Raw genomic sequence first — 26,076 nt, 5'->3', positions numbered from 1 at the left:
GTGACGGACGGGCCGGACAGGGATGCGGAAGCCGCCGAGAACTGGGCGCTGGTCAACACGCCGCTGGGCGAGCCGTGGTCCGGCCGGGCGCGCTATGCGGCGGCGATGGTCTTCTACAAGCGCGGCGAGATGAATGCCGAGACGCTGGAGGTCTACCGCATCTGCTCGCGGCTCGACGCGGAAGACCCGTTGCCGATCATCCGCGATCGCGGCGTCGGCCGCGACTGGCTGAAGCGGATGGGGTTCAAGGGATAACCTTGCGACGCCTTACCCCGGATCGACGCCGCCCATGCGGCAGACCTCGCGCCATTCTTCCGGCGTCACCGGCTGCACCGAAAGCCGGCCGAGGCGCACCAGCGCCATGTCCTGGAGCTTCGGATTGGCCTTGATGTCGGCCAGGGTCGGCGGGTTCGGCACGTCGCGCACGGCGCGGATGTCGACACATTCCCAGCGCGGATCGTCGGTCGTGGTGTCGTGATGGGCCAGCGCGCACACCTCGGCGATGCCGACGATGTTCAGCCCTTCATTGGAATGGTAGAAGAAACCAAGGTCGCCGACCTGCATCGCCTTCATGTTGTTGCGGGCGGCATAGTTGCGCACGCCATCCCACTGCGTTCCCTTGGCGCCGAGCTTCTTCAGTGCATCGAAGGAGAACTTGAACGGCTCGGACTTGAACAGCCAGTAGTTCATGCGAATAGCGTCCCCTCAGGCATCGGCCGGCTTGTTGAACACCCAGGTCCACGGCAGGACCTCGACGCTGTCGAACAGACCGGCCCTGGCGTAGGGATCACTTGCGGCCACCGCTTCCGCTTCGGCCTGACCCGCCGCCTCGATCATCACCAGACTGCCGATCGACTTGCCCTCGGCATCGAGGAACGGCCCGGCGAAGGCGAGCTTCCTGTCGGCGATCAAGCCGTTGATGAACTCGACGTGCTTCGGCCGCGTCTCCATGCGCACGTTGAGCGCGCCGGGCTTGTCCTTGCAGATCAGTGCGAACAGCATTCCTTGCTCCTAGTCCTCTGTCTTGAGCGGCCGGCTCATCAGCGCGGCGACGGCGTCGTTGATGCTGACGGCGCCGTCCAGGATGGCGGCGACGGCGGCGATGATCGGTGCATCGATGGCCTGCTCGGCCGTGATGCGGGCGGCGATCGCGGCGGTCGGCACGCCCTCGGCCAGCGGCCGGCCGGTCAGCGCCTCGCCGCGTCCCAGCGCCAGCCCGTAGGCGAAGTTGCGCGACTGGACCGAGGAACAGGTCAAAAGCAGGTCGCCGAGGCCCGACAGGCCCATCAGCGTTTCCGGCCGGGCGCCGAAGGTGGCGCCGATGCGGCGCAGCTCGGCGAAGCCGCGGGTCACCATGGCGGCCTGCGCGCTGGCGCCGAGTTCGGCGCCGGTGACGGCGCCGGCGGCGATGGCGAAGACGTTCTTCAGCGCCCCGCCGATCTCGACGCCGGTGACGTCGTCGCTGGAATAGCAGCGCAGGTTGAGCGCCGAGAAGCGCTGCGCCAAATCGACGGCAAGGTTCTCCTGCCCGGCGGCGACGACGACGGCGGTGGGCAGACCGCGTGCCACGTCGGTGGCGAAGCTCGGGCCGGACAGGACGGCCACCGGATTGCCTGGTAATATCTCGGTGACGATGGAGGAGAGCAGCGCGCCGGTCTCGCGTTCGATGCCCTTGGCGCACAGAACCAGCGGGACGTCCGCCGGCATATGCGGCTTCGCCTTGCCCAGCACGCCGCGCAGCGACTGCGCCGGCACCACCGCCAGAACGCAATCGGCACCGGCCAGGGCGGTGCCGATGTCGGTCGTGGCGGCGATGCCGTGCTCGATCGGGATGCCGGGCAGGTAGCGAGGGTTTTCGCCGCGGCTTATCGCCTCGACGGTTTCGCCATCGCGTGCCCACAGGCTGACGGCATGGCCGGCGCGCAGCATGGCCAGCGCCAGCGCGGTGCCCCAGGCACCGCCGCCCAGCACGGCAACGCGAAAACCGTCACTCATGCCTTGGCTCCCCGGCGACCCGAGCCGACGACAGGCGTCGAGACGCCGTCCAAGGGCCAGCGCGAGCGCGGCACGAAAGCGAAGGCATCGTCGTCGGTGTCGGCAAGGCCGGCGCGCAACCGCTCGATGCCGGCCCAGGCGATCATGGCGGCATTGTCGGTGCACAGTTTCAGCGGCGGCGCGACGAAGCGGAAGCCGGCGTCGCGGCACAGCGCCTCCAGTGTCGCCTTGATCGTGCGGTTGGCGGCGACGCCGCCGGCAACGACCAGCGCCGGTGCCTTCATGTCCGGAAACTCGGCCCGAAAACGCTCCAGCGCGCGGCGTACCCGATCTTGCAGCGCGTCGGCGACGGCGGCCTGGAAGGAAGCGCAGATGTCGGCGACGTCGCGGTCCGTCAGCGGCGCGATGGCACTGGCGGCCTGCCGCACGGCGGTCTTCAGGCCGGAAAAGGAGAAATCCGGTTGCGCCGCCCCCTTCATCGGGCGTGGGAAGGTGAAGCGGGCGGCGTCGCCCTTCTCGGCCGCTTTCTCGACGTTCGGGCCGCCCGGATAGGGCAGGCCGAGCATCTTGGCGGTCTTGTCGAAAGCCTCGCCCAGCGCATCGTCGACGGTCGTCGCCCAACGCTGGTAGTCGCCGACGCCGGCGACGCGCACGATCTGGGTGTGACCGCCCGAAACGAGCAGCAGCAGGTACGGGAATTCCAGTCCGTCGGTCAGGCGCGCCGTCAGCGCATGGCCTTCCAGATGGTTGATCGCCAGCAACGGCTTGCCGGCGGCGGCGGCGATGGCCTTGGCCGTCATCAGGCCGACGATCAGCCCGCCGACGAGGCCGGGACCGGCGGTGGCGGCGACGGCATCGATTTCGGAGAGGTCCGTGCCGGCGTCGGCAAGGGCGGCCTCGACGATGCCGTCCAGCGCCTCGACATGGGCGCGCGCGGCGATCTCCGGCACGACCCCGCCGAACGCCGCGTGCTCGGCGATCTGCGACAGGACCACGTTAGAGCGGATTTCGGACGCGCCGCTGTCGAACGTGACGACGGAGGCCGCCGTCTCGTCGCAACTCGTCTCGATGCCCAGAACGCGGATCAATTCGTCGCTACCCTCGATGATTGCCCGGCAAGGCAATCCCCGATAGGACAGGCCGAGCATCCCGGGGGTTACCATGGACCGCGAGCCATGCAAACTGTCTTGAAGATCGGAACGCGCGGCAGCCTGCTGGCGCTGGCGCAGGCGCACGAGACGCGGGCGCGGCTGATGGCGGCGCACGGCCTCGCCGAAGACGCGTTCGAGATCGTGCCGATCACCACCAGCGGCGACCGCATCCAGGACCGCGCGCTGGCGGAGGCCGGTGGCAAGGGCCTGTTCACCAAGGAAATCGAGGAGGCGCTGCTTGCCGGCCGCATCGACATCGCCGTGCATTCCTCCAAGGACATGCCGACGGTGTTGCCGGACGGGCTGGAGCTTTCCACCTTCCTGCCGCGCGAGGACGCCCGCGACGTTTTCATCGGCAAGGCGGCGGCGCGCATTGCCGACCTGCCCGCCGGCGCGAAGGTCGGTTCGTCGTCGCTTCGCCGCCAGGCGCTGATCCGTCGCATGCGGCCGGATCTCGACGTGGTGCTGTTCCGCGGCAACGTGCAGACGCGCCTGCGCAAGCTGGAGGAGGGGGTAGCGGACGGCACCATCCTGGCGCTCGCCGGCCTGAAGCGGCTTGGGCTGGCGCATATCGCCACCGACGTCATGCCGCTCGACGCCTTTCCGCCGGCGCCCGGGCAGGGCGCCATCGGCATTGAAAGCCGTATCGGCGACACGCGGACGATCGATCTGCTGGCGGCCATCCATGACGTGCCGACCGGGCAGGCTTTGGCCTGCGAACGGGCCTTCCTCGCCGCGCTCGACGGTTCCTGCCGCACGCCGATCGCCGGTTATGCGACGGTCACGGACGGCGCACTGGCGTTTTCCGGCCTGATCGCCATGCCGGACGGCAGCGAAGAACACGCCGTCGCCGCTGCCGGGCCGGCGCAGGATGCCGCCGCCACCGGTGCTGCGGCCGCAGCCGAGGTGCGGGCCAAGGCCGGTCCCGCCTTCTTTGAAAGGCTGAACCTGACATGCGCCGGGTCCTGGTGACGCGGCCCGAACCGGGCGCGACGCGTACCGCAGGACGGCTCAGGCAACTGGGGTTCGAACCGCTCGTCCTGCCGCTTTCGGCGACGAAGCCGCTGGCCGTGGACGGCGCGGCGGTGCCGGACGATGCGGCGGCGGTCGCCGTCACCAGTGCCAATGCGCTGCGTCATGCGCCGCCCGAGCTGATCGGCAGGCTGGCGGCGCTTGCCTGCCATGCGGTGGGCGAGCGGACGGCGGCGGCCGCGCAGGCCGTCGGCTTTCATGCCGTGGAAGCCGGGCCGGGCGACGCTGCAGGGCTGGCCGAGGCGATCGCAGCCCAGCTTGCCGGCAAACGGCTTGTCTATCTTTGCGGGCGCGAGCGGTTTCCCCTGTTCGAAGACCGTCTGGCGGAGGCCGGCGTGCGGATCACGGCGATCGAAACCTACGATACGGTCGCGGTCGAGCCCCCGGACGCTACGGCCCTTTCCCTGCTTGGCGGGCGGCCGGCCGATGCCGTCCTGCTCTATTCGGTCAAGGCGGCAGAAGCGGCGGCGAGGCTCGTGCGCCATACCGCCCTGATGCCGGTTCTGGCGAATGCCGCCGTGTTTTCCCTGTCGGCCCGCATCGACGCCGCTTTCCGGGTTGCCGGCGGCGACGGCAAGGGCGCGAGGCATGTCGCGGCGACGCCCGACGAGGAGGCGTTGATGGCGCTGTTGCGGGCGAAAGGATAGGGCTGGTCATCACGCCGCCCCTTTTCACCGCTTGGTGGTGTGCTATTGCCTTTGACAAGCCATCCCTGCCGCCTGGCGGCCGAGACGAAAGCGGAGCCCGAGCATGGTCAAGACGCCGAAAACGCGCCATTCCAAGCAGCATCGCCAGCCGGTGACCATCGAACTGGAGCCGGGCGAAGTCTCGCGCGTCGACGACGGCGACAAGGACACGGCCGATGTTCAGGCGCCTGACAACGTGCCGGAACAGGAAACGCCGCGCGCCGAATCAGCCGATTTCGAGCCTTGGGAGCATAAGGAGACGGCCTCGCCCGAGGCAGACCGGACGGCCGCGCCGGACGAGCCCGCGTCACGTTATGCCTCCGACTACGGTTTCGCAGAGCAGCCGACGAAAGAGACGACCGAGGAACTGGCGGGCAACGGCGAGGAGGGGGGCACCGGCGACAGGCCCGCCGGCCGGGCCGGGCCGTCTTCGCCGCGCGACGGTGCGCTCGGCCGTGTCGGCGCAGGCGTGATCGGCGGCCTCATCGCGCTTCTCGGCGCCGGGGCGTTGCAATATGCGGGCCTGCTCGGCGCGCCGGGCGGCAATGCCGGCGGTGATCTCGGCGGCCAGATCGCGGCGCTGAAGGGGGAACTCGCTGCCCTGAAGAACAGCGGGGGCAACGGCACCGGCACCCGCATCGACGGCCTGTCGGCCGCGCTCGACCAGGTGAAGGCCGACGTCGTGACGCTGAAAGCGGCGTTGGATTCGGGCCAGGGCGGCGACAACGCCGATCTTGCCGCGCTGTCCGACAAGGTAGCCGGCCTCGAGAAGGCGGTGGCGGGGCTCGGCCAGGGCGCAGATGCCCAGCCGGTGGATCTCGGGCCCGTCAATCAGAAGCTGGGCGAACTGGAAGCCCAGCTCAAATCGACCGGCGATGTGGCCGGCGAACAGCAATCGAAACTCGCCGCGCTCGAACAATCTCTCTCGCAACTCTCGGCTAAGGTTGAGGCGCAGGCATCGCAGCCCAAGATCGCGCTCGCCATCGCCGCCGCCGCGCTGAAGTCGGCGCTCGACCGCGGGGCGCCATTCGCGGCCGAACTCGACACCTTCGCCGCCATCGCGCCCGATGCACCCGAGATCGCCGCCTTGCGCGCCTATGCCGACAAGGGTGTTCCGACCCGCGCGGCGATTGCCGGCGACGTGGACGCGGCCGCCAATGCCATGGTCGCGGCCGCAAAGCCCGTCGATCCGAATGCCGGCATCTTCCAGCGGCTCATGTCCAGCGCCGAATCACTGGTCGAGGTGAGGCCCATCGGCGCGGTCGAGGGCAAGGGGGTGCCGGAAACGGTGGCGCGCCTGGAGGTGGCGGTGAACCAGGGCGACTATGCCAAGGCACTGGCCGAATACGACACGCTGCCCGAAGCTGCCAAGGCCGCCGGCGCCGGTTTCGCGGGCAAGCTCAAGGCGCGGCTCGATGTCGAAGCGCAGCTCGACGCGCTGATCTCCGGCGCGATGAAGGCGTAGAATATGATCCGCATCCTGTTCTTCCTCATCGTCGTCTTCGCTCTGGGGCTGGGCTTCTCCTGGCTGGCCGACCGGCCGGGCCAGATGGTCGTGACCTTCGCCGGCTATCAGTATCAGGTCAGCCTGATGGTCGCCGCCGTGGCGGTGGTCGCGGTGGTGGCGGCGGCGATGATCCTGTGGTGGCTGCTGAAGTCGCTGTGGAACAGCCCCTATACGATCACGCGCTACTTCCGCGTGCGGCGGCGCGATCGCGGCTACCAGGCGCTGTCGACCGGCATGATCGCCGCCGGCGCGGGCGACGCCGCACTGGCGCGCAAGAAGACGAAGGAAGCGGCCAAACTGATCCGCTCCGACCAGGAGCCGCTGATCCACCTGCTGGACGCACAAGCCTCGCTGCTGGAAGGCGACCACGACGGTGCGCGGAAAAAATTCGAGGCCATGCTGGACGATCCGGAGATGCGGCTGCTCGGCCTGCGCGGGCTTTACCTCGAAGCCGAGCGGCTGGGTGACCGCAATGCCGCGCGCCACTATGCAGGGCGTGCGGCCGCAGCCGCACCGCAACTCGGCTGGGCTGCCGATTCGACCGTCGAGGAACTGGCCCAGCGCGGCGACTGGGACGCCGCGCTGAAGATCGTCGAAGCGCAGAAATCGACCCGGCAGATCGAGCCCGCCGTCGCCAACCGGCGCCGCGCCGTGCTGTTGACGGCCAAGGCCGAGGCGCTGTTCGACGCCGACTTCAATGCAGCTAAGGCGGCGGCACTAGAGGCCAACCGGCTGGCGCCCGACTTCGCGCCGGCGGCGGCCGTCGCGGCCCGGGCGCTGTTCCGGAACAACGACGTGCGCAAGGGCTCGAAGGTGCTGGAAGCGGCCTGGCAGGCCGAGCCGCATCCCGAGGTCGCCGAGCTTTACATCCATGCCCGGCCCGGCGATGCGGTCAACGACCGGCTGGCGCGTGCGCGCAAGCTTCAGGAGATGAAGAAGAACAACGCCGAATCCTCGCTTGCCGTGGCGCGCGCGGCACTCGACGCGCAGGATTTCGCGACTGCCCGGCACGAGGCCGAGGCGGCCATCCGCATGGACCGGCGCGAGGGCGCCTATCTGCTGCTTGCCGACATCGAGGAAGCCGAGACGGGCGACCAGGGCAAGGTGCGACAGCTTCTCGGCAAGGCCGTCAGGGCGCCGCGCGATCCCGCCTGGGTCGCCGACGGGGTGGTTTCGGAGCGCTGGGCGCCGGTATCGCCGGTCACCGGGCGCCTCGACGCGTTCGAATGGCGCGCGCCGGCGGAACGTCTCGGCCGTCTCATCGAGGCCGGGGACGGCGAAGACGCTGCGAAGCCGGTGCTGGCGCCGCCATCCAAGGCGAGCGGCGGGGATAGGCCGATCGACGGTCATGCGGCCGAGATCGTCGTCGAAAAGCAGGCGGAAACCTCGCCCGGATCGGCAGGCGAGGCGGCTGCGGCGGCCGTCGCGGTCGCGCCGGATGCTCCCGCCGACAGGCGCGACGATCAGGCGCGCGCGCCCGACGATCCGGGGGTGGAGCCCGAGGAGGAAGCGGAAAAGGCGCCGCGCCGGTTCCGTTTATTTTGATTTTCCTGCAACCATCGCGCTAACTACACTTCATCTCGCTCTCCTTTCGGCCTGAACGGGAACGATCCATGTTCGAACGCGTGCTGTCTTTTCTGAAGGATTTGCCCGGAGGCGGCGCCGGGCCGCGTGCGGACGACGACGCCCGCATCGCCGCCGCCGCCCTGCTCTTTCACGTCATGGACGCCGACGGCATTCGCCAGGATACCGAATGGGAACGCTTCAAGCAGATTCTGGGCGAGACCTATGCGGTGCGCGGCGAGGATCTCGACCGTCTGGCCCGAGCCGGCGAGAAGGCCGACAACGAGGCCGTCGATCTCTATGCCTTCACCAGCGTGCTCAAGCGCCATCTCGACGCTGACGGCCGCAGGGCGTTCGTCACGCTGCTGTGGGAGATGGTCTATGCCGACGGCGAGCTGCACGAACTGGAGGACAATGTCGTGTGGCGGGTCGCCGAGCTGATCGGCGTCGAGCGGCGCGACCGCATCGCGGCGCGGCAGGAAGTCGCCGCGAGGATGCCGGTCGCCAGAGGTGCGTCCAGCGACGAATAGATTTGCAGACAATTCCACGATCATGCCGCCCTCAAGCCGACCGAAAATCCTCATCGTCCTGCATCAGGAAAATTCCAGCCCCGGACGGGTCGGGCAGATGCTGGTGGAAGGCGGCTTCGACCTCGACATCCGCCGCCCGCCGCTCGGCGACGCATTGCCCGAGACGCTCGACGGCCATGCCGGCGCCGTCGTCTTCGGCGGCCCGATGAGCGCCAACGACGGCGACGAGTTCGTCAAGCGCGAGACGGACTGGCTGGCGGTGCCGCTGAAGGAGAACCGCCCGTTTCTCGGAATCTGCCTCGGCGCGCAGATGCTGGCCAACCATCTCGGCGGCAAGGTCGAGGGCCACGGCGAGGGACTGGTCGAGATCGGCTGGTATCCTATCAAGGCGACGGAGGCGGGCCGGGCGCTCATGCCCTGGCCCGAAATGGTCTACCAGTTCCATCGCGAAGGCTTTTCCCTGCCGAAGGACGCGACGCTGCTTGCCACCGCCGAGACCTATCCCAACCAGGCATTCCGCTATCGCGACAATGCCTGGGGCATCCAGTTCCACGCCGAGCTGACGCGCCTGATGATGCATCGCTGGGTGGTGCGCGGTGCCCATCGCTTCACCCTGCCCGGCGCGCAGCCCGGCCGCGACCACCTCGGCGGCCGGCTGATCTGGGACATGCACCTGAAACGCTGGCTGGGCGACCTGCTGACGACGGTGTTCGGGAAGGTGAGGCAATAAGGCAATAAGGCAGTAGGTGCTCGCTTCTCACTTATTGCCTTATTGCGCTACCGCCCTACTGCCCTCCTCGTGTTCTCTCCCGTCCAGCCGCCGCACCTTGCGCAGGTGCGGGAACAGCACCGCCCACAGGCCGGCGACCGCGACCGCGCCGACGCCGCCGATCACCACCGCCGGCACGGTGCCAATGAGGGCGGCCAGCGTGCCGGCGCGGAATTCGCCGACCTCGTTGGAGGCGCCGACGAAGACCTGGTTGACGGCGTTGACACGGCCGCGCACCTCGTCCGGCGTCCACAGCTGGATCAGCGTCTCGCGCACGTAGACGCTGATCATGTCGGCCGCGCCCATCAGCGCAAGGGCCGCGATCGACAGCCACGGAATGGCCGAGACGCCGAAGACGACGGTCAGCGCCCCCCACAGTATGACGGCGATGAGCATCAGGACGCCGGCATGGTTGCGGATCGGGTGTCCGGCCAGCCACACCGCGACGAAGACGGCGCCGAGGCCCGGCGCCGAGCGCAGCAGGCCGAGCCCCCATGGACCGAGGACGAGAATGTCGCGGGCATAGACCGGCAGGAGTGCGGTGGCGCCGGACAGGAGAACGGCGAATAGATCGAGCGAGATGGCGCCGAGCACCACCTTCTCGCTCCAGATGTAGCGGAAGCCGGCGAACAGCGTCTCCAGTTCGGGGCTTTCGGTGTGGTTGCGCTGGGCGGGTTTGGCAATGGCGAAGATGAGCAGCGTGGCGGCGAGCATGAGGGCGGCCGCGCTGCCGTAGGCGACCCTCTCCGACAGACCGTAGAGCAGGCCGCCGGCGACCGGGCCGACGATGTTGGCCGTCTGCCAGGCGGAGGAGTTCCAGGCGACGGCGTTAGCAAAGTCTTGCGGCGGGACGAGATTGGCGACCAGCGAGGACGACGCCGGCCCGTAGAAGGCGCGCGCGATGCCGAATACCGCCAGCACGGCGAAGATCGGCAACGGGCTCGTCAGCTCGCCGCTCGACACCAGGACCAGCAGGACAAGCGCGCAGCCCATCTCCAATGCCGAAGCTATACCCATGACGAGGCGGCGGCCGAAGCGGTCGGAGACCGCGCCCGTCACCAGAACCAGCAGAAGCGAAGGCAGGAACTGGATGATGCCGACGATGCCGAGGTCGAAGGGGTCGCGGGTCAGGTCGTAGATCTGCCAGCCGACGGCGACCGAGACGATCTGCGCGGCGAAGGTGGTGAGGAAGCGCGCCGCCCAGTAGGCCCTGAACGGGCGATGGCTGAAGGCGGCGAACCGGGCGGCGGATGTCGTCTCGGTATCTGGCGTCATGAAAAGCGAAAGGCCCCGTTGCGTCCGACGATGGCCGGCGGGGCACTTCCGCAGCGGGCGCTGGTCCGACCAACACCGCCTTTAGCGCAAATCCGAATGCGATGCGCGCGAAAAATGTCGGCCCTGTCGCTATCTCCGGCTTGCATCCTCGAAGCCGGTCAGCACGCCGACGGCGTTGACGCCGATCTCGTCCACCGCGTAGCCGCCTTCCATGATGAACAGCGTCGGCAGGCCGAGTTTCGCGATGCGGCGGCCGATCGCCGGATAGTCGGCGCTCTTGAGCTTGAACTGGCTGATCGGGTCCTTCTCGAAAGTGTCGACGCCGAGCGACACCACCACCACGTCCGGCGCGTAGGCCGCGAGCTTGCCGCAGGCGTCGTCGAGCGCGGCGCTCCATGTCTCGAACGTCGTGCCGAACGGCATCGGATAGTTGAGGTTGAAGCCCTCGCCGGCGCCTTCGCCCTTCTCGTCGGCGTGGCCGAGGAAGAAGGGATATTCGACCATCGGGTCGGCGTGCAGGTTGAGCACCTGCACGTCGCCGCGCGCATAGAAGATCTGCTGGGTGCCGTTGCCGTGGTGGTAATCGACATCGAGGATGGAGACGCGCGCAGCACCCTGGTCGCGATACGATTGCGCGACGACTGCGGCGTTGTTGATGTAGCAATAGCCGCCCATGAAGGTGTCGCCGGCGTGATGGCCCGGCGGGCGGCAGAGCGCGAAGGCGGTGCGCTCGCCGTTCTTGACCAGCGCCGCGGCCGTCAGCGCCACCTCGTAGGAGGATTTTATCGCATCCCAGGTGCCTTTCACAAAGGGCGCGCCGGCATCGAAGGAATAGAAGCCGAGCAGCGCGTCTATGGTCTCGGGCCGCACGTCGCCGCGCAGGCCGCGCGTCGGCCAGGTAAAGGGAATGGCCGAGCCGGACCGGCCCGATTCCTCCCAGGCCGGATAGATCGTCGGCAGGAAGTCGATGTAGTCGGCACGGTGCACGCGCCTGGCGGCGGCGAGGTCGTGCGGCTCGGGCGCCAGGATCGGCCCCAGCTTCTCGCTTTCGACGCGGGCACGGATGATCTCGGCACGCGATGGCTTCTCGAAGCCGGGCATCAGTTCCCCGGAATTCAGTTCCATGGTGCCGGCATGCCCGGCGTGGAGCGGCGAATAGACGGTCTTCATGAAATCCTTCCGTGCGTTGTTATCCGGAGCCTAGCCGCAGGGCGGTGCCGTGGGCAAGCCGCTGGGCCAAGCGCAGGAGGCTTGCTGGACCCGCTTTGGCTCGTCTAGCCTCATCCCGGTCTCCACCAGCGAAGGAAACAGCCATGAGCGGAAGCCCGGACCTGATCGTCGTCAACGGCCGGGTGCTGACCATGGACGAGGACCATCCGGCCGCCGAAGCGATTGCCGTCCGCGACGGACGGATCGTGGCGGTCGGCGACAGCAAGGCGATCGCGGCGCTCAAGGGGCCGGCGACGCGGGTCATCGACGCGCAGGGCGGCTCGGTCGTTCCGGGTTTCATCGAAGCGCACATGCACCTTTTCTCGGGCGCGGCGGAACTCGCACACCTCCAGCTCGCCGGTCTGCATGGTTTCGATGCCCTGCGCGACGCCATCCGCGCCTATGCCGCCGAGCGACCGGACGCTCCGATGCTGGTCGGGCAAGGCGTCGACTACAGCGTGCTCGGCGCCGAGCGGGTAACGCGCCACCATCTCGATGCTATCCTGCCGGATCGGCCATTCTGCATGGCCGCTCCCGACCATCATACCGTGTGGGCCAACACGAAGGCCCTGGAAGCGGCCGGCATCCTGCACGGGCGCACGCTCGGGCCGGGAAACGAGATCGTCATCGGCGAGGACGGGCTGGCCAATGGCGAGCTGCGCGAGGGCGAGGCGTTCGGGCCGGTGCTGGCGCTGGCCGGCGAGGAGCGCGTGCGGCTGGGCCTTTCGACCGGCGGCGAGCCGGATCCGGCGCCGTCGGCGTCGGAACGGGCCGCCGACCGCGACATCATGCGGCGCGGTCTGGCGTGGTGCGCCAGGCACGGCATCACTTCGATCCAGAACATGGACGGCAATCTCTACCAGCTCGAGCTTCTGGCCGAGATCGAGGCCGAGGAGGGACTGCCCTGCCGGATCAGGATCCCGTTCCATTTCAAGAACTTCATGGACCTGTCGATGCTCGATAAGGCCTCCATGATGGCCGAGCGGTACCGTTCGGAATGGCTGGCCTCGGGCATGGTCAAGGTGTTTTTCGACGGCGTGCTGGATTCCTGGACGGCGGTGATGCTGGAACCCTATGCCGATCGGCCGGACTGGTTAGGCGAGCCGCTATTCTCGCCCGAACGTTTCAAGGAGCTTGCCGTCGCGATCGACAGGCGCGGCCTGCAGATCGCCGTGCATTCGATCGGCGACGGCGCGGTGCGCGCGGTGCTCGACGGCTACGAGGCGGCGCGCAAGGCCAACGGCGCGCGAGACAGTCGCCACCGGGTCGAGCACATCGAGGTGATTTCCGCCGCCGACGTGCCGCGTTTTGCCGAACTTGGAGCCATCGCCTCCATGCAGCCGCCGCACCCGCCGGGCGCGATGGGCTTTCCGCTGGAGCCGACCGTTTCGCGCATCGGCCGGGCGCGCTGGCCGCTCTCCTACGCTTGGCGCACGCTGAAGGATGCCGGCGCGCACGTCGTCTTCGCTTCCGACTGGCCGGTCTCGCCGATCGATCCGATCCGCGGCATGCAGGCGGCGATGCTGCGCAAGCGGTGGGCCGAAAGCGATCCCGACCAGAGTTTCTCGCTGATGGAGGCGCTCGCCGCCTATACGGTCGAGGGAGCGTATGCCGAGTTCGCAGAGACCGCCAAGGGACGGCTGAAACCCGGCTTCATGGCCGACCTCGTCGTGCTGTCCGCCGACATCGAGGCGACGGCGCCGGAGGCTTTGCACGACGTGCGGCCGCTCGTGACGATCTGTGGCGGCAAGGTGACTTACGAAGGATGAACCCTTTTGAGGCGGCGCCGCCGCTTCAGGAAGTGAGCGCGCTCCGCTCGATCAGGAAGCGGTGGCCGCCGTCCTGGGCTGTCGTCTCGACCAACCGGTGGCCTGCCTCGGCACAGAAAGCGGGAATGTCGATAACGGCGAGCGGGTCGGTCGTCTCCAGCTGGAGAAGGCTGCCAGGCGCCATGGCGGCCAGCTTCTTGCGGGCCTTCAGCACGGGCAGGGGACAGTTCAACCCCCTGAGGTCATAGTAAAAGGGCGGTGCCAAGGCGGCAGCGCTAGATCGCCGTGCATCCTAGCGGATGCAGGGTGGCGATCTATCCTTTTGTTTGAGCATCGGGTTTTCCCGAAAATCGGTTCCCACTTTTCGGTCCGATGCACTAGCCGCCGAACAGGCCGAGCAGGCGCTTCCTGACCTTGGAAACCATGTTGCCGTCGCTCGACGCCGTCTGGGTGACGGGCTCCTGCGGTGCGGCCTGCTCCGGCGGCACGACGGCGATGGCGTTCGCCTTGCCGGCCTTCTTCGCCGCCTTTTCCTCGGCGATGCGCTGCTTCTCGGCTTCCTTCGCGGCCTTGGCGGCGGCGATCGCCTGAGCCTTTTCCTCAGCGGCCTTCTTCGCGGCGGCCTTCTCGGCATCGAGCGCAGCCATCTTGCGGCCGAGCGGCGAATCGATGCGGCCCATGCGTGTCGTCGTCTCGACCACGGTGCCGTCGGACTTCAGCGAGGGCGGGTCCATCGTGACGCGCTCGCCGCGTGCGCGGCGCTTCGACCAGTCGGCCACAAGTGCCGCTTCCTTGGTGCCGAGAATGGTCGGCTTGGGGGCGGGATTGGAGCTGTTCAAAGCACTGGCGAAGGCGGCGTCGTATTTGCTCTGGTACTGTGAATAGGCGACCTTGAGCGCATCGGGCTGCGCGGAAGCCGGGCATGCGCCGCTCGGATTGAAGGTCGTGCCTTCCGGCGCCACCTGGTTGAAGACGTAGCGCTTCTCGCACACGTCCACCTTCGGCGGCACCTTGGTGATCTCGAAATTGTCGTAGCCGACCTTCAGCATCTTCCAGAACTCGTAGTTCGGGTCGTTGCGGTAGCGCGCCATATTGGCGGCGGTCATGCGGAAGGGGAAGGCCTGGATCTGGAACTCGGTCTGGCCGCCCTGGAAGGCGTCGCGGCCGAAGGCGTAGATTTCCTCGATCTGCGGGTCGTTCATCGAATAGCAGCCCGACGACGAGCAGGCGCCGTGCACCATCAGGTTGGAGCCGGTGCGGCCGTTGGCGCGGTCATAGGCGTTGGGATAGCCGATGTTGAAGGCGAGGTGATAACCGGAGCGCGGGTTCATCTGCGAGGGACGGACCGTGTAGAAGCCTTCCGGCGCCTGGCGGTCGCCTTCGGTGAATTTCGGCCCCAGCTTGCCCGACCATTTGCAGATCGGATAGCTGGCGATGATGTCGTAGCGGCCGTTGGTCTTCTGCTTCCAGATCTCGACGGTGTTCTCTTCCTTGAAGATACGCGCCATGATCGGCGCGTTCTTGTTCATGCCCTTGGCCCGCATCTCGGCGATAATCTTGGCCGGGAGCTGCTTGTTGGCATGCTGCGGGGCAAAGTCCTGCACGGACGATTCGGTGCAGCCGGCTACGCCGAGGGCGGCGATCACAAGTGCGGAACGGGCGAGCTTGGCGAACATCGGTCTGCTGATCGTCTTCTTCATCTAAGGCAACGGGCCGGGTTTCCGGTTCCGTCGGATATCCACGGAACCCTAGGCTCGTTAACCTTGAAATTTCCTTACCGCAGGTCCGGCGTCCCCGCTCCTGCCGTCACCCCATAGTGCCGAAAGCGACGGCAATTTTGTGGCATCGCCACGCATTGCGGCCACAATTTCGCACGCGAGGCGCGAAAACGTTGTTCTCTAGAGAGTGCGGCCCATCGCCAGGTACTTCTCGCGGCGCTGCTCGCGGAAATCGGCGTTGGAGCCGGCGAATTCCTTCAGCGTGCGCGCGACGAGGTCGCCGGTCGCCTTGATCACCGTGTCCGGGGCGCGGTGGGCGCCACCCATCGGTTCGGGCACGATGGCGTCGATCACCTTCAGCTCAAGCAGGTCCTGCGCGGTGATGCGCATGTTGTTGGCGGCGTCCTTCGAACGGGTCGAATCGCGCCACAGGATGGAGGCTGCCGCTTCCGGCGAAGCGACGCAGTACATGGCGTGTTCGAGCATGTAGACGCGGTTGGCGGTGGCGATCGCAATGGCGCCGCCGGAGCCGCCTTCGCCGATCACCACCGAGACGGACGGCACCTTGATTGTCAGGCAGGCGGAGATGGAACGGGCGATGGCCTCGGCCTGGCCGCGCTCCTCCGCCTCGACGCCGGGATAGGCGCCGGCGGTGTCGACCAGTGTGACGACGGGGATGCCGAAGCGGTCGGCCAGTTCCATGATGCGCACGGCCTTGCGGTAGCCGTCGGGCATGGCCATGCCGAAATTGTGCTTGAGCCGGCTCGCGGTGTCGGAGCCCTTCTCCTGGCCGATGACGGCGACCGGCTCGCCGCGGAAGCGGGCGAAGCCGCCGACGATCGCCTGGTCCTCGCCGAAGGTACGGTCGCCCGCCAGCGGGGCGAAGTCGGTGAACAGGCCCTTGACGTAGTCGAGGCAGTGCGGCCGGTCGGGATGGCGCGCCACCTGCACCTTCTGCCACGGCGTCAGCGCCTTGTAGACGTCGCGCAGCGCGTCGCGCGAGCGCTTCTCCAGGCGGGCGATCTCGTCGGCGACATCGACGGCCTCGCCGCTTTCGGCAAGCTTCTTCAGCTCGATGATCTTGCCTTCAAGGTCGGCGACGGGTTTTTCGAAGTCGAGGTAATTGTACATTGGCAAACGGACCGGTGCGCGCGAAGGACGGCGGGACAATGGCTGCGGAAAGCTGAAAAAGCCGTTTCCGAGGGCCTCACATAGCGGGCGCAGGCCTAGTCGGCAAGCGGATGGTGCTCGGTGACCAGCTTCACCAGCCGTTCCTCCAGCACATGGGTGTAGATCTGCGTGGTCGAGATGTCGGCATGGCCGAGAAGCTGCTGTACGGCGCGCAGGTCGGCGCCGTTCTGCAAAAGATGGCTGGCGAAGGCGTGGCGCAGGACATGCGGCGACAGGTTGGCTGAAGCGATGCCGGTGCGCGCCGCCAGCCCCTTCAGGTCGCGCGCGAAGACCTGGCGGGCGAGATGGCCGCTGTCGGAGGCGGCCGGGAAAAGGAACGGGCTTTCGGCGAAGGCGGGCACCGCCGCCCTTGCCGCAAGCCAAGCCCGCATGGCGGCGCGCGCCTTGGCCGACAGCGGCACCATGCGCTCCTTGTTCCCCTTGCCGCGCACCATGAAGAAGCGGTCGTCGCGCTGCGCCACCGTCACCGGCAGGCCGACCAGTTCGGAAACGCGCAGGCCGGTGGCGTAGAGCACCTCGACCAGCGCATGCAGGCGCAGAGCCGCCAGCCGGTCGGCCTGCTCCGGGTCGGCGGCCTCCCGTGCCGCGCGGTCGAGCAGGCGGCCGGTCTCGGCCTCGCTCATGACCTTGGGCAGCGGCCTGCCCTTCTTCGGGCTGTCGAGCGTGCCGGTCGGGTCGTCGCCGCGCAGGCCCTCGGCATAGAGGAACTTGAAGAACTGGCGCAGCGCCGACAGTTTGCGCGCCTGCGAGGTCGGCGCGAAGCCGCGCGCGGCCATGCCGTCGAGATAGGTGCGGATGGCATCGGAGGAGGCGTCGGCGAGGTTTCCGGCGATGGTTTCGGCTGCGTCATCGAGGTCGCGGCGATAGCCGGCCAGCGTGTTCTCGGCCGCGCCGCGCTCGGCGCTCATCATTTCCAGGAAGGCCTCGATGCGGGCGGCGCTCTTCATTGAGACTGTTTCGGGGCGAGCTTTTCCGGCGGGATGCGCACGGAAAGCTCCGCCTGCTTCGGGTTGACGAACATCACCAGCGCGAACATGGCGCCATAGGCGATGCCAGCTAGCACGGCCACGGTGACGACAAAGCGGAACAGGGTGGGCATCGCGTTTCGTTCGTCCGCCTTGCTGGGCCTTCCTTGAGGGTCGTGCCGTTATGGGACGCCTCGCCGGCCATTTCAAGGCTGTTGGGGCGGCGTCCGACAAGCCGCCTCTGCTTGACGAAGCCGGCCTTTTCATGTCGATACGCCGGCAGGATGACCACGCAAACCGCCCTTTCGCCGATACTGGACCATGCCACGCTGCGGGAGCGGCTGGGCACGCGCTCGGTCGTCTTCGTCGGCCTGATGGGCGCCGGCAAGACGGCGATCGGCCGCAAGGTGGCCGGCATGCTCGGCCTTCCCTTCATCGACAGCGACCATGAGATCGAAGCTGTGTCGCGCATGACCATTCCCGACCTGTTCGAACGCTATGGCGAGGCCGAGTTCCGCGCGCTGGAACAGCGCGTCATCCATCGGCTCCTCACGGAGAACGGCCCGCAGGTGCTGTCCACCGGCGGCGGCGCCTTCATGAACGAACAGACGCGTGAGGCGATCGCCGAGCATGGCGTCTCGGTGTGGCTGAAGGCTGACCTGGACCTGCTCATGGAGCGGGTGTCGAAGAAGCAGAACCGGCCCTTGCTGAAAAACGACGATCCGCGCGCGGTCCTGCAAAGGCTGATGGACGTCCGCTATCCGGTCTATGCGACGGCGGAAATCACCGTCACCACGCGCGACGAGCGCAAGGAGGTGATCGCCGCCGAGGTGGTGGAGGCGCTGGCCGGGCACTTCGACATGACGGCGGATGCCGGCGAAGGGGAGCGCTCATGAGCGAGCCGGTCAAGGTCGAGGTGGGGCTGGGCGAACGGGCCTACGACATCCTGATCGGGCCGGGCCTGCTTGCCCGCGCCGGTGCCGAGATCGCCGCCCGGCTGCCCGACGCACGCGTGGCGGTCGTCACCGACGAGAACGTCGCGGCGGCGCAGCTTCCCGCATTGCAGGCAGGCCTGGAAGCCGGCGGCGTCTCCGGCACGGTCATCACCGTGCCGCCGGGCGAAAAGACCAAGAGCTTTTCCCATCTGGAAACCGTGGTGGACGGCATCCTCGCCGCGAAACTCGAACGGCGCGACGCGGTGATCGCCTTCGGCGGCGGCGTCGTCGGCGACCTGACCGGTTTCGCCGCCGGCATCGCCCGGCGCGGCATGCCGTTCGTGCAGGTGCCGACCTCGCTGCTGGCGCAGGTCGATTCCTCCGTCGGCGGCAAGACCGGCATCAATTCACCGCGCGGCAAGAACCTCGTCGGCGTCTTCCACCAGCCGAAGCTGGTGCTGGCCGATACCGAGGCGCTCGACACGCTGCCGGCGCGCGAGTTCCGGGCCGGCTATGCCGAGGTCGCCAAATACGGGCTGATCGACCGGCCGGATTTCTTCGCCTGGCTGGAGAGGAACTGGCAGGCCGTGTTCGCGGGCGGCGCAGCGCGCATCGAGGCGATCGCCGAGGCCTGTCGCGCCAAGGCCGACGTGGTGGCGCGCGACGAGTTCGAAACCGGCGACCGGGCGCTGCTCAACCTCGGCCATACCTTCGGCCATGCGCTGGAGGCGGCCGTGCAGTATGACGGCGCGCGTCTTGTGCATGGCGAGGGCGTCGCCATCGGCATGGCGCTGGCGCATCGCTTCTCAACCCGCATGAACCTTGCCAGCCCCGACGACGCGGCGCGCGTGGAAGCGCATCTCAAGGCGGTCGGCCTGCCGTGGCGCATGGCGGACGTGCCGGGCGGCCTGCCGGATGCCGAGGCACTGCTCGGCTTCATCGCGCAGGACAAGAAGGTGTCGCGCGGCACGCTCACCTTCATCCTCACCCATGGCGTCGGCAAATCCTTCGTCGCCCACGACGTGCCTGCCTCCGAGGTGCTTTCCTTCCTCAAGGAGAATCATCCCGGATGACCGATGCCTGTTGGATCGTCGCTGCGTGCCTGGCCGCACTGATCGTGCTGGCCGGCCTGTTTCGCGACCGGCTGGCGAGGGCGGCGGGCTATGTGCCGCCCAGCGGAGAACCCCGGCCGGAAGAACCGCGCAACGGCAACGGTTCGCCGGATCGTGACGGCGACGCCGTCAGCGAGCATCGCCGGCGCCTCGACGCGCTGTTCAGGCTGACCGAGCTCAACGAGCTGGAAGTGTCGGACGTCATGGTCCATCGCACCGCCATGCGCTCGGTCAATGCTGACGATCCGCCCGAGGCGGTGGCGCGCGAGATCCTGCAAAGCCCGCATACGCGCATGCCGCTGTGGAAGGGCTCGCTCGACAACATCGTCGGCGTCGTCCACGCCAAGGACCTGCTGCGCGCGCTGAACGAGGTCGGCAACGACTTTTCGCGGCTCGACCTGATGAAGGTGGCGGCGCGGCCGTGGTTCGTGCCGGACACCACGACATTGCAGGAACAACTCAACGCGTTCCTGCGCCGCAAGGCGCATTTCGCCGTCGTCGTCGACGAATACGGCGAGGTCGAAGGACTGGTGACGCTGGAAGACATCATCGAGGAGATCGTCGGCGAGATCGCCGACGAGCACGACATCGATATGCAGGGCGTCAAGCAGGAGGCCGACGGCTCGGTGGTGGTCGACGGCACGGTGCCGATCCGCGACCTCAACCGGGCACTGAACTGGACCCTGCCCGACGAAGAGGCGACGACGATCGCCGGCCTCGTCATCCACGAGACGCAGTCGATCCCCGAGGAGCGTCAGGCGTTCACCTTCCACGGCAAGCGCTTCGTCGTCATGAAGCGCGACAAGAACCGCATCGCGCGGCTCAGGATCAGGCCGGTATCCGTCGAGGTTGAGCCTCCGGCGCCGCGGCCGGACTAGGTTTCGGCCAGAAATACCGCCCGGCGGCGATCGCCACCGCGGCTCCGATGACCTCGGCGACGACGAAGCCGGCGACATGCTGCGGCAGGATGCCGGCGGGCGTCGCGGTGAAGGCGCGGATGATCGTCATGGCCGGATTGGCGAAGGCGGTCGACGCGGTGAACCAGTAGGCCGCGCCGATATAAAGCCCGACCATCGCCGGCACCACCGCCGGCGTGCGGGCGAAGCAGCCGAGGATAACCAGGATCAGGCCGAAGGTGGCGATGGCTTCGGCGAGCCAGTGGCCGGAGCCGGTGCGCGCCACTGTGGCGAGTTCGAGGATCGGCAGTTCGAACATGGCATGCGCGGCCCACACGCCGATGAGGAAGCCGGCAAGCTGGGCCAGGCAGTAGGGTGCGACATCGCGCCATTTCAACTGGCCTGTTGCCGCGAAGGCAAGGCTGACGACCGGGTTGAGATGACCGCCCGAGACGGGGCCGAACAGCCAGATCAGCACCGCCAGCATGGCGGCTGTCGAGGTCGAGGTGACGAACAGGGCAAGGGCCGCCGATCCCTGCGCCAGTTCCGCGCCCATGATGCTGGAGCCGACGACGGTGGCGAGCAGGAAGGCCGAGCCCAGCGCCTCGGCGGCCAGCCTCTTGGAAAGCGGTTCGTTCATCGCCTCACCATCTGACCTTTTCGCCCGGCGCCGCCGGCTCGATAGCGAGCGCGTGCACGCCGGCTTTCAATTCGTCGGCCAGCACGGCGTTGACGGCGCGGTGGCGCTCGACGCGGCTCATGGCGGAGAAGGCGGGTGCGACGATGCGGACCCGGAAATGAGTCTCGCCGGTGCCGTCGAACTCGGCCTGCTCGCCGTTCTCGACGTGGTGATGGTCGGCATGCAGATGGCTTTCGTTGACGACGCTCAGCCGCTCCGGTGAAAAAGCCCTGTTAAGCTTGTCTTCCATCGTCGCCTGTATGGACATATCCGCGCTCCGTCACCACATTGCGGCCGTTCCCGGCATGATCGTCTCATGTGCGCCGCGATTCAGCGGTAGGGCCATCGCCGCGAAAATGTCAATTCTTGTTTCGCAACCGCGAAGCGCCCATAAATGGGGTGGAATGAAACCCTACCCGAAATATTTCGAGAAGATCCGCGTGCGGCCCGACCCCGACGCCGAGGTGAAGTCGCGCGCGCCGATCTGCCAGTGGGACGGCTGCCAGCAGCCGGGCACCCATCGTGCGCCGGTGGGGCGCATGAAGGAGGGCGAGTATTTCCGCTTCTGTTTCGACCATGTGCGCGAATACAACAAGGGCTTCAACTATTTCTCGGGACTGGCCGACAGCGATATCGCGCGCTTCCAGAAGGAGGCGCTGACCGGCCACCGCCCGACCTGGAAGATGGGCACCAGCGCCGGCGCCGGGACGCGCTCGGCGCCCGATTTCGCCGACAAGCGGTCGGGTCGGGCCGGCTACTACCGCTCGATGCGCGATCCCTACAACCTGTTCGGCGATGGGCGCGAGCGCACGGCTCCGCGCGAGCGCAAGACCATGCCGTTGGAGGCCAAGGCGCTGGAGACGCTCGGCCTCGACGGCCGGGCGGGTGCTGCCGAGATCAAGGCGCGTTACAAGGAACTGGTGAAGCGCCATCATCCCGACGCCAATGGCGGTGATCGGGGCTCGGAGGAGCGGTTCCGCGAGGTGTTGCAGGCGTATCGCCTGCTCAAGCAGGCGGGTTTGTGTTGAGCCAGCGGCGAAAGTGGCCGATTTCCAACTTTCTTCCCGCCGCAAAACGCTCTAAGACCGCCCCGCACAGTTTTTTATGCCGGCGAAACGGCACGTTTCGCCCGTGGAGACGTTGAGGCATTCATGAACAAGGTCGATCGCGACATCGCCAACCTGCCGGACACGACGGTGTCGGTGAAGGACACTTTCGGCTTCGAGTCCAAGATGGTGGTTCCGGCCTATTCCGCAGCCACCGAGCATGTGCCGGACATCGATCCCGACTATCTGTTCGACCAGGCGACCACCATGGCGATCCTAGCCGGCTTCGCCTTCAACCGCCGCGTCATGGTGTCGGGCTATCACGGCACCGGCAAGTCGACCCATATCGAGCAGGTGGCCGCCAGGCTCAACTGGCCGTGCGTGCGCGTCAACCTCGACAGCCACGTCAGCCGCATCGATCTCGTCGGCAAGGACGCGATCGTGCTGAAGGACGGCAAGCAGGTGACGGAGTTCCGCGACGGCATCCTGCCCTGGGCCTACCAGCACAACGTCGCGCTGTGCTTCGACGAATATGACGCCGGCCGCCCGGACGTCATGTTCGTCATCCAGCGCGTGCTGGAATCGTCGGGGCGGCTCACCCTGCTCGACCAGAGCCGCGTCATCCGCCCGCACCCGGCCTTCCGCCTGTTCGCCACCGCCAATACCGTCGGCCTTGGCGACACCACCGGCCTCTACCACGGCACGCAGCAGATCAACCAGGCGCAGATGGACCGCTGGTCGATCGTCACGACGCTGAACTACCTGCCGCACGACAACGAGGTGAACATCGTTCTGGCCAAGGCCAAGCACTACCGCGACGCCAAGGGCAAGGACATCGTCAACAAGATGGTGCGTGTCGCCGACATGACGCGCTCGGCCTTCGTCAACGGCGACCTGTCGACCGTCATGAGCCCGCGCACGGTCATCACCTGGGCCGAGAACGCCGAGATCTTCGGCAATGTCGGCATGGCTTTCCGGCTGACCTTCCTGAACAAGTGCGACGAACTGGAGCGGCCGGTGGTGGCCGAGTTCTATCAGCGCGCCTTCGGCGAGGACCTGCCCGAAAGCGCCGCCAACGTCGTGCTTGGATAGCAGGCCGCCGATGGCCGGACCCGGCGACAACACGCGCAACAAGCCGAAGAACGGCTCGGAAACCGACGCCTTCAAGCGCTCGGTGACGGTGTGCATGCGCGCCATCTCCGGCGACAAGGAGTTGGAAGTCGGCTTCGCCAAGGACCGGCCGGCGCTGGCCGGCAGCCGCGCGCGCCTGCCCGAGCTGCCGAAGAAGCCGTCGCCGAACGACATCGCCGTCACCCGCGGTCTTGGCGATTCCATGGCGCTCAAGCGCGCCTGCCATGACCAGCGCATCCATCTGAAGCTGGCACCGGAGGGCAAGCAGGCCCGCGCCATCTTCGACGCGGTGGAGCAGGCCCGCGTCGAGGCGATCGGCTCGCGCATGATGGCGGGCGTCGCCGACAACATCACCTCCATGCTGGAGGACAAGTACGCCAAGGCCAATTTCGCCGACGTCAGGGACAAGGCCGACGCGCCGATCGAGGAAGCGCTGGCGCTGATGGTGCGCGAGAAGCTGACCGGCCGCGCCGCGCCGAAGAGCGGCGAGCGGTTGGTGGACCTGTGGAAGCCGTGGGTCGAGGACAAGGCCGGCGCCGACCTCGACGGGCTTATCGACAAGCTGGACGACCAGAACGCCTTCGCCCGTGTCGTGCGCGACATGCTGGCCTCGATGGACATGGCCGAGGAACTGGGCGACGACCAGGACGCCGAGGACAGTGACGACGACGCCGAGAACCAGCCGGAAGGCGAGGAAAACAGCGAGGAAGGCGGCGAGGACGATTCCGGCGGCGAGGATACGCAACAGCAAGACGCCGAGGCTAGCGACGACGACGAGCAGGCGAGCGAGGCCGAGGCGACCGACGCCACCTCCGAGGACCTGTCGGACGAGGAGGAAGCCGACGCCGAGACGCCGGGCGAGGCCAAGCGCAACGACAATCCCTTCAACACGCTGTCGAAGGACATCGACTACAAGGTCTTCACCACCCAGTTCGACGAGACTGTCGGCGCGGAGGAACTCTGCGACGAGGAAGAACTCGACCGGCTACGCGCCTTCCTCGACAAGCAGCTCGCCAGCCTGTCGGGCGTCGTCGGGCGGCTGGCCAACCGCTTGCAACGCCGGCTGATGGCGCAGCAGAACCGTTCCTGGGACTTCGACCTCGAGGAAGGCTATCTCGACCCGGCCCGCTTGGTGCGCGTCGTCATCGATCCGATGCAGCCGCTTTCCTTCAAGCAGGAGCGCGACACCAAGTTCCGCGATACGGTCGTCACCCTGGTGCTCGACAATTCCGGCTCGATGCGCGGCCGGCCGATCACTGTCGCGGCCACCTGCGCCGACATCCTTGCCCGCACGCTGGAGCGCTGCGGCGTGTCGGTGGAGATTTTGGGCTTTACGACCCGGGCGTGGAAGGGTGGGCAGGCGCGCGAAAAGTGGCTGAAGGACGGCAAGCCGGTCGCCCCCGGCCGTCTCAACGACCTGCGCCACATCGTCTACAAGTCGGCGGATGCGCCGTGGCGGCGCGCGCGCCGCAACCTCGGCCTGATGATGCGCGAGGGGCTCTTGAAGGAAAACATCGACGGCGAGGCGCTGCTGTGGGCGCACCAGCGCCTGATCGCGCGGCCCGAGCAGCGCAAGATCCTGATGATGATCTCGGACGGCGCGCCGGTGGACGATTCGACGCTGTCGGTCAATCCGGGCAACTATCTGGAGCGGCACCTGCGTGCCGTCATCGACCTGATCGAGACGCGCTCGCCGGTCGAACTGCTCGCCATCGGCATCGGCCATGACGTGACGCGCTACTATCGGCGCGCCGTCACCATCGTCGACGCCGAGGAACTGGCCGGCGCCATGACCGAGCAGCTTGCCTCGCTGTTCGGCGAGGAGACGCCGCGCGAAACGCGCCGCGGCGGCCTGCGGCGCGCTTCGTGAGGCTTTCCGCGCCGTCGCGCTCGCCGGGTGAGGGGGCGTTGAGGAGGACATGGTTTGCCTCCCTGGCGGCTTTGGCGTTTCTTGCCGCCGCCCCACCGGTCCTGGCCGGGCCGTCCTCCGTCGAACCCGTCGCCGTTTCCGCGCGCCCGATCAGCCAGTTCCGCATCGGCCGCGACGACAGGTTTTTCGGGCCGCTGGAGTTCGTCGGCGGGCTGGAGATGACGGCGCCGGTGCGCGATTTCGGCGCGCTGTCGGCTTTTCGTTTCCTGAAAGGCGGCGGCGATTTCATCGGCGTGGCCGACACCGGCTTCTGGTTCTTCGGCTCGGTCGAGCACGATGCCGGCGGGCGCCCCTCGGGCATCGCCGGCTTCCACATGCAGCAGATGGTGGACAAGGACGGCAAGGCGATCGCGAAGAAATGGCAGGTCGATGCCGAGGGCCTCGCGGTCCGGGACGATGTCGCCACGGTCGGTTTCGAGCGCAACCATCGCGTTGCGCAATACCGCATCGACGCCGGCGCCATGAAGGCGCCGTTCCGCCAGCTCGATTTCCTCGTTCCGGTCGAGGAACTGCGCCAGAACCGCGGTTTCGAGACGGTCGCCTATGCCAATGCGGACGGTCCGCTCAAGGGCGCGCTGGTGGTGGTGTCAGAAAAGAGCCTGGACAAGGCTGGCAACGTCTTTGCCGCAGTGCTCGAAGGCCCGCGCAAGGGCGTCTTCACGGTCAGGCGCGACGGCGATTTCGACATCACCGACGGCGCTTTCCTGCCGAATGGCGACCTACTGCTGCTGGAGCGCAGCTTTTCCATCGCCACCGGGGTCAGGATGCGGCTCAGGCGAATCCTCGCCGAAGGCATCGCGCCCGGTGCGGTCGCCGACGGCCCGGTGCTGATGCAGGCCGACATGGGCTACCAGATCGACAATATGGAAGGCATGGACGTGTGGAGACGCGCTGACGACGCGCTGATGGTGTCGCTGATGTCCGACGACAACCATTCCATCCTGCAGCGCAACCTCTATCTGGAATTCATCCTGCACGAGGATTGAT

28 protein-coding genes are annotated in these 26,076 nt (G+C 67.6%); 15 read left to right on the top strand and 13 right to left on the bottom strand.

The genetic code is table 11. The annotated features are described in order from the left end of the window. Positions 1–255, top strand: a complete 255-nt coding sequence (locus tag FGU64_RS12590; RefSeq protein WP_139953562.1) for a hypothetical protein — start codon at positions 1–3, stop codon at positions 253–255. A gap of 12 nt (positions 256–267) precedes the next feature. Here the strand turns inward: FGU64_RS12590 and FGU64_RS12585 are convergent, their stop codons facing one another. From FGU64_RS12585 to tsaD, 4 genes are read right to left on the bottom strand one after another with little or no spacing between them, the layout of a single operon-like run. Further along, positions 268–690 (bottom strand): EVE domain-containing protein, encoded by a 423-nt coding sequence (locus tag FGU64_RS12585; RefSeq protein ID WP_139953561.1) that lies wholly within the window; start codon positions 688–690, stop codon positions 268–270. A 15-nt stretch (positions 691–705) separates the two neighbouring features. Beyond that, positions 706–1,002 (bottom strand): YciI-like protein, encoded by a 297-nt coding sequence (locus FGU64_RS12580; RefSeq protein ID WP_136357078.1) that lies wholly within the window; start codon positions 1,000–1,002, stop codon positions 706–708. 9 nt (positions 1,003–1,011) lie between these two features. Next, positions 1,012–1,995, bottom strand: a complete 984-nt coding sequence (locus FGU64_RS12575) for an NAD(P)H-dependent glycerol-3-phosphate dehydrogenase (protein ID WP_139953560.1) — start codon at positions 1,993–1,995, stop codon at positions 1,012–1,014. Then, positions 1,992–3,083: a tRNA (adenosine(37)-N6)-threonylcarbamoyltransferase complex transferase subunit TsaD gene (gene tsaD / locus FGU64_RS12570; protein WP_139955373.1), complete on the bottom strand. Its 1,092-nt coding sequence runs from the start codon at positions 3,081–3,083 to the stop codon at positions 1,992–1,994. Before tsaD ends, FGU64_RS12575 begins: the two co-directional genes overlap by 4 nt. A gap of 87 nt (positions 3,084–3,170) precedes the next feature. Between tsaD and hemC the strand changes: the two genes are divergently transcribed. The 6 genes from hemC (at position 3,171) to FGU64_RS12540 (ending at position 9,194) form a co-directional block, all read left to right on the top strand. Further along, positions 3,171–4,118 carry a hydroxymethylbilane synthase gene (gene hemC / locus FGU64_RS12565; RefSeq protein WP_139953559.1) on the top strand — a complete coding sequence of 316 codons (948 nt, stop codon included), beginning with the start codon at positions 3,171–3,173 and terminating at the stop codon, positions 4,116–4,118. Next, complete coding sequence (locus FGU64_RS12560) at positions 4,100–4,825, top strand: uroporphyrinogen-III synthase (RefSeq protein WP_139953558.1); 726 nt, start codon at positions 4,100–4,102, stop codon at positions 4,823–4,825. The genes hemC and FGU64_RS12560 overlap by 19 nt, the downstream gene beginning before the upstream one ends. Before the next feature lie 103 nt (positions 4,826–4,928). Further along, a complete protein-coding gene (locus tag FGU64_RS12555; RefSeq protein ID WP_139953557.1) occupies positions 4,929–6,329 on the top strand; it encodes a COG4223 family protein in 1,401 nt (466 codons plus the stop codon). Positions 6,330–6,332: 3 nt separating this feature from the next. Next, entirely contained in the window at positions 6,333–7,916 is a 1,584-nt protein-coding gene (locus FGU64_RS12550; RefSeq protein ID WP_139953556.1) for a heme biosynthesis protein HemY, read from the top strand. 68 nt (positions 7,917–7,984) lie between these two features. Continuing rightward, complete coding sequence (locus FGU64_RS12545; RefSeq protein ID WP_139953555.1) at positions 7,985–8,464, top strand: TerB family tellurite resistance protein; 480 nt, start codon at positions 7,985–7,987, stop codon at positions 8,462–8,464. A gap of 22 nt (positions 8,465–8,486) precedes the next feature. Further along, entirely contained in the window at positions 8,487–9,194 is a 708-nt protein-coding gene (locus FGU64_RS12540) for a glutamine amidotransferase (protein ID WP_139953554.1), read from the top strand. A 39-nt stretch (positions 9,195–9,233) separates the two neighbouring features. On the opposite strand, the gene FGU64_RS12535 is transcribed toward FGU64_RS12540, so the two are convergent. Together FGU64_RS12535 and FGU64_RS12530 are read right to left on the bottom strand one after the other, a co-directional pair. Beyond that, positions 9,234–10,508, bottom strand: coding sequence for an MFS transporter (locus FGU64_RS12535; protein WP_139953553.1), 1,275 nt, complete (start codon positions 10,506–10,508; stop codon positions 9,234–9,236). A gap of 129 nt (positions 10,509–10,637) precedes the next feature. After that, positions 10,638–11,678, bottom strand: a complete 1,041-nt coding sequence (locus tag FGU64_RS12530; RefSeq protein ID WP_139953552.1) for a histone deacetylase family protein — start codon at positions 11,676–11,678, stop codon at positions 10,638–10,640. Between the two features lie 143 nt (positions 11,679–11,821). Here FGU64_RS12530 and FGU64_RS12525 point away from each other — a divergent pair, with 143 nt between their 5' ends. Beyond that, on the top strand, positions 11,822–13,486 hold the full coding sequence (locus FGU64_RS12525) for an amidohydrolase (protein ID WP_139953551.1): 1,665 nt from the start codon (positions 11,822–11,824) through the stop codon (positions 13,484–13,486). 25 nt (positions 13,487–13,511) lie between these two features. Here the strand turns inward: FGU64_RS12525 and FGU64_RS12520 are convergent, their stop codons facing one another. The 5 genes from FGU64_RS12520 to FGU64_RS12500 form a co-directional block, all read right to left on the bottom strand. Continuing rightward, entirely contained in the window at positions 13,512–13,751 is a 240-nt protein-coding gene (locus FGU64_RS12520; RefSeq protein WP_139953550.1) for a sulfurtransferase TusA family protein, read from the bottom strand. A gap of 112 nt (positions 13,752–13,863) precedes the next feature. Further along, positions 13,864–15,162, bottom strand: a complete 1,299-nt coding sequence (locus FGU64_RS12515; protein ID WP_139955372.1) for a murein L,D-transpeptidase family protein — start codon at positions 15,160–15,162, stop codon at positions 13,864–13,866. A gap of 222 nt (positions 15,163–15,384) precedes the next feature. Beyond that, the gene (locus FGU64_RS12510) at positions 15,385–16,335 is read right to left on the bottom strand and encodes an acetyl-CoA carboxylase carboxyltransferase subunit alpha (RefSeq protein ID WP_139953549.1); all 951 of its coding nucleotides are present in this window, start codon (positions 16,333–16,335) and stop codon (positions 15,385–15,387) included. Positions 16,336–16,430: 95 nt separating this feature from the next. After that, on the bottom strand, positions 16,431–17,342 hold the full coding sequence (locus FGU64_RS12505) for a site-specific tyrosine recombinase XerD (protein WP_139953548.1): 912 nt from the start codon (positions 17,340–17,342) through the stop codon (positions 16,431–16,433). Then, the gene (locus tag FGU64_RS12500; RefSeq protein ID WP_136357228.1) at positions 17,339–17,494 is read right to left on the bottom strand and encodes a histidine kinase; all 156 of its coding nucleotides are present in this window, start codon (positions 17,492–17,494) and stop codon (positions 17,339–17,341) included. The genes FGU64_RS12505 and FGU64_RS12500 overlap by 4 nt, the downstream gene beginning before the upstream one ends. Before the next feature lie 150 nt (positions 17,495–17,644). On the opposite strand from FGU64_RS12500, the gene FGU64_RS12495 reads away from it, so the two are divergent. The 3 genes from FGU64_RS12495 to FGU64_RS12485 are packed head-to-tail and all read left to right on the top strand — an operon-like array spanning position 17,645 to position 20,285. Then, positions 17,645–18,256, top strand: coding sequence for a shikimate kinase (locus FGU64_RS12495; protein ID WP_139953547.1), 612 nt, complete (start codon positions 17,645–17,647; stop codon positions 18,254–18,256). Then, complete coding sequence (aroB, locus tag FGU64_RS12490; protein ID WP_139953546.1) at positions 18,253–19,368, top strand: 3-dehydroquinate synthase; 1,116 nt, start codon at positions 18,253–18,255, stop codon at positions 19,366–19,368. Before FGU64_RS12495 ends, aroB begins: the two co-directional genes overlap by 4 nt. Next, a complete protein-coding gene (locus tag FGU64_RS12485; protein ID WP_139953545.1) occupies positions 19,365–20,285 on the top strand; it encodes a transporter associated domain-containing protein in 921 nt (306 codons plus the stop codon). The genes aroB and FGU64_RS12485 overlap by 4 nt, the downstream gene beginning before the upstream one ends. Here the strand turns inward: FGU64_RS12485 and FGU64_RS12480 are convergent. Continuing rightward, a complete protein-coding gene (locus FGU64_RS12480; protein ID WP_139953544.1) occupies positions 20,236–20,943 on the bottom strand; it encodes an MIP/aquaporin family protein in 708 nt (235 codons plus the stop codon). The two genes, FGU64_RS12485 and FGU64_RS12480, sit on opposite strands and share 50 nt — an antisense overlap. A 4-nt stretch (positions 20,944–20,947) precedes the next feature. Further along, on the bottom strand, positions 20,948–21,250 hold the full coding sequence (locus FGU64_RS12475) for a BolA family protein (protein WP_139953543.1): 303 nt from the start codon (positions 21,248–21,250) through the stop codon (positions 20,948–20,950). A gap of 136 nt (positions 21,251–21,386) precedes the next feature. Between FGU64_RS12475 and FGU64_RS12470 the strand changes: the two genes are divergently transcribed. The 4 genes from FGU64_RS12470 (at position 21,387) to FGU64_RS12455 (ending at position 26,075) form a co-directional block, all read left to right on the top strand. Beyond that, positions 21,387–22,010, top strand: a complete 624-nt coding sequence (locus tag FGU64_RS12470; RefSeq protein WP_136357119.1) for a J domain-containing protein — start codon at positions 21,387–21,389, stop codon at positions 22,008–22,010. 123 nt (positions 22,011–22,133) lie between these two features. Next, complete coding sequence (gene cobS / locus FGU64_RS12465; protein ID WP_136357121.1) at positions 22,134–23,120, top strand: cobaltochelatase subunit CobS; 987 nt, start codon at positions 22,134–22,136, stop codon at positions 23,118–23,120. Positions 23,121–23,130: 10 nt separating this feature from the next. Further along, a complete protein-coding gene (cobT, locus tag FGU64_RS12460; RefSeq protein ID WP_139953542.1) occupies positions 23,131–25,029 on the top strand; it encodes a cobaltochelatase subunit CobT in 1,899 nt (632 codons plus the stop codon). 38 nt (positions 25,030–25,067) lie between these two features. Next, positions 25,068–26,075, top strand: a complete 1,008-nt coding sequence (locus FGU64_RS12455) for an esterase-like activity of phytase family protein (RefSeq protein ID WP_139955371.1) — start codon at positions 25,068–25,070, stop codon at positions 26,073–26,075. The last annotated feature ends 1 nt before the right edge of the window (position 26,076 follow it).

This window comes from Mesorhizobium sp. 8 (assembly GCF_006351905.1).
Taxonomy (GTDB): Bacteria; Pseudomonadota; Alphaproteobacteria; order Rhizobiales; family Rhizobiaceae; genus Mesorhizobium; species Mesorhizobium composti.
Note: the sequence above shows the minus strand (reverse complement) of the source record. Positions and strands in the feature narration are given on the sequence as shown.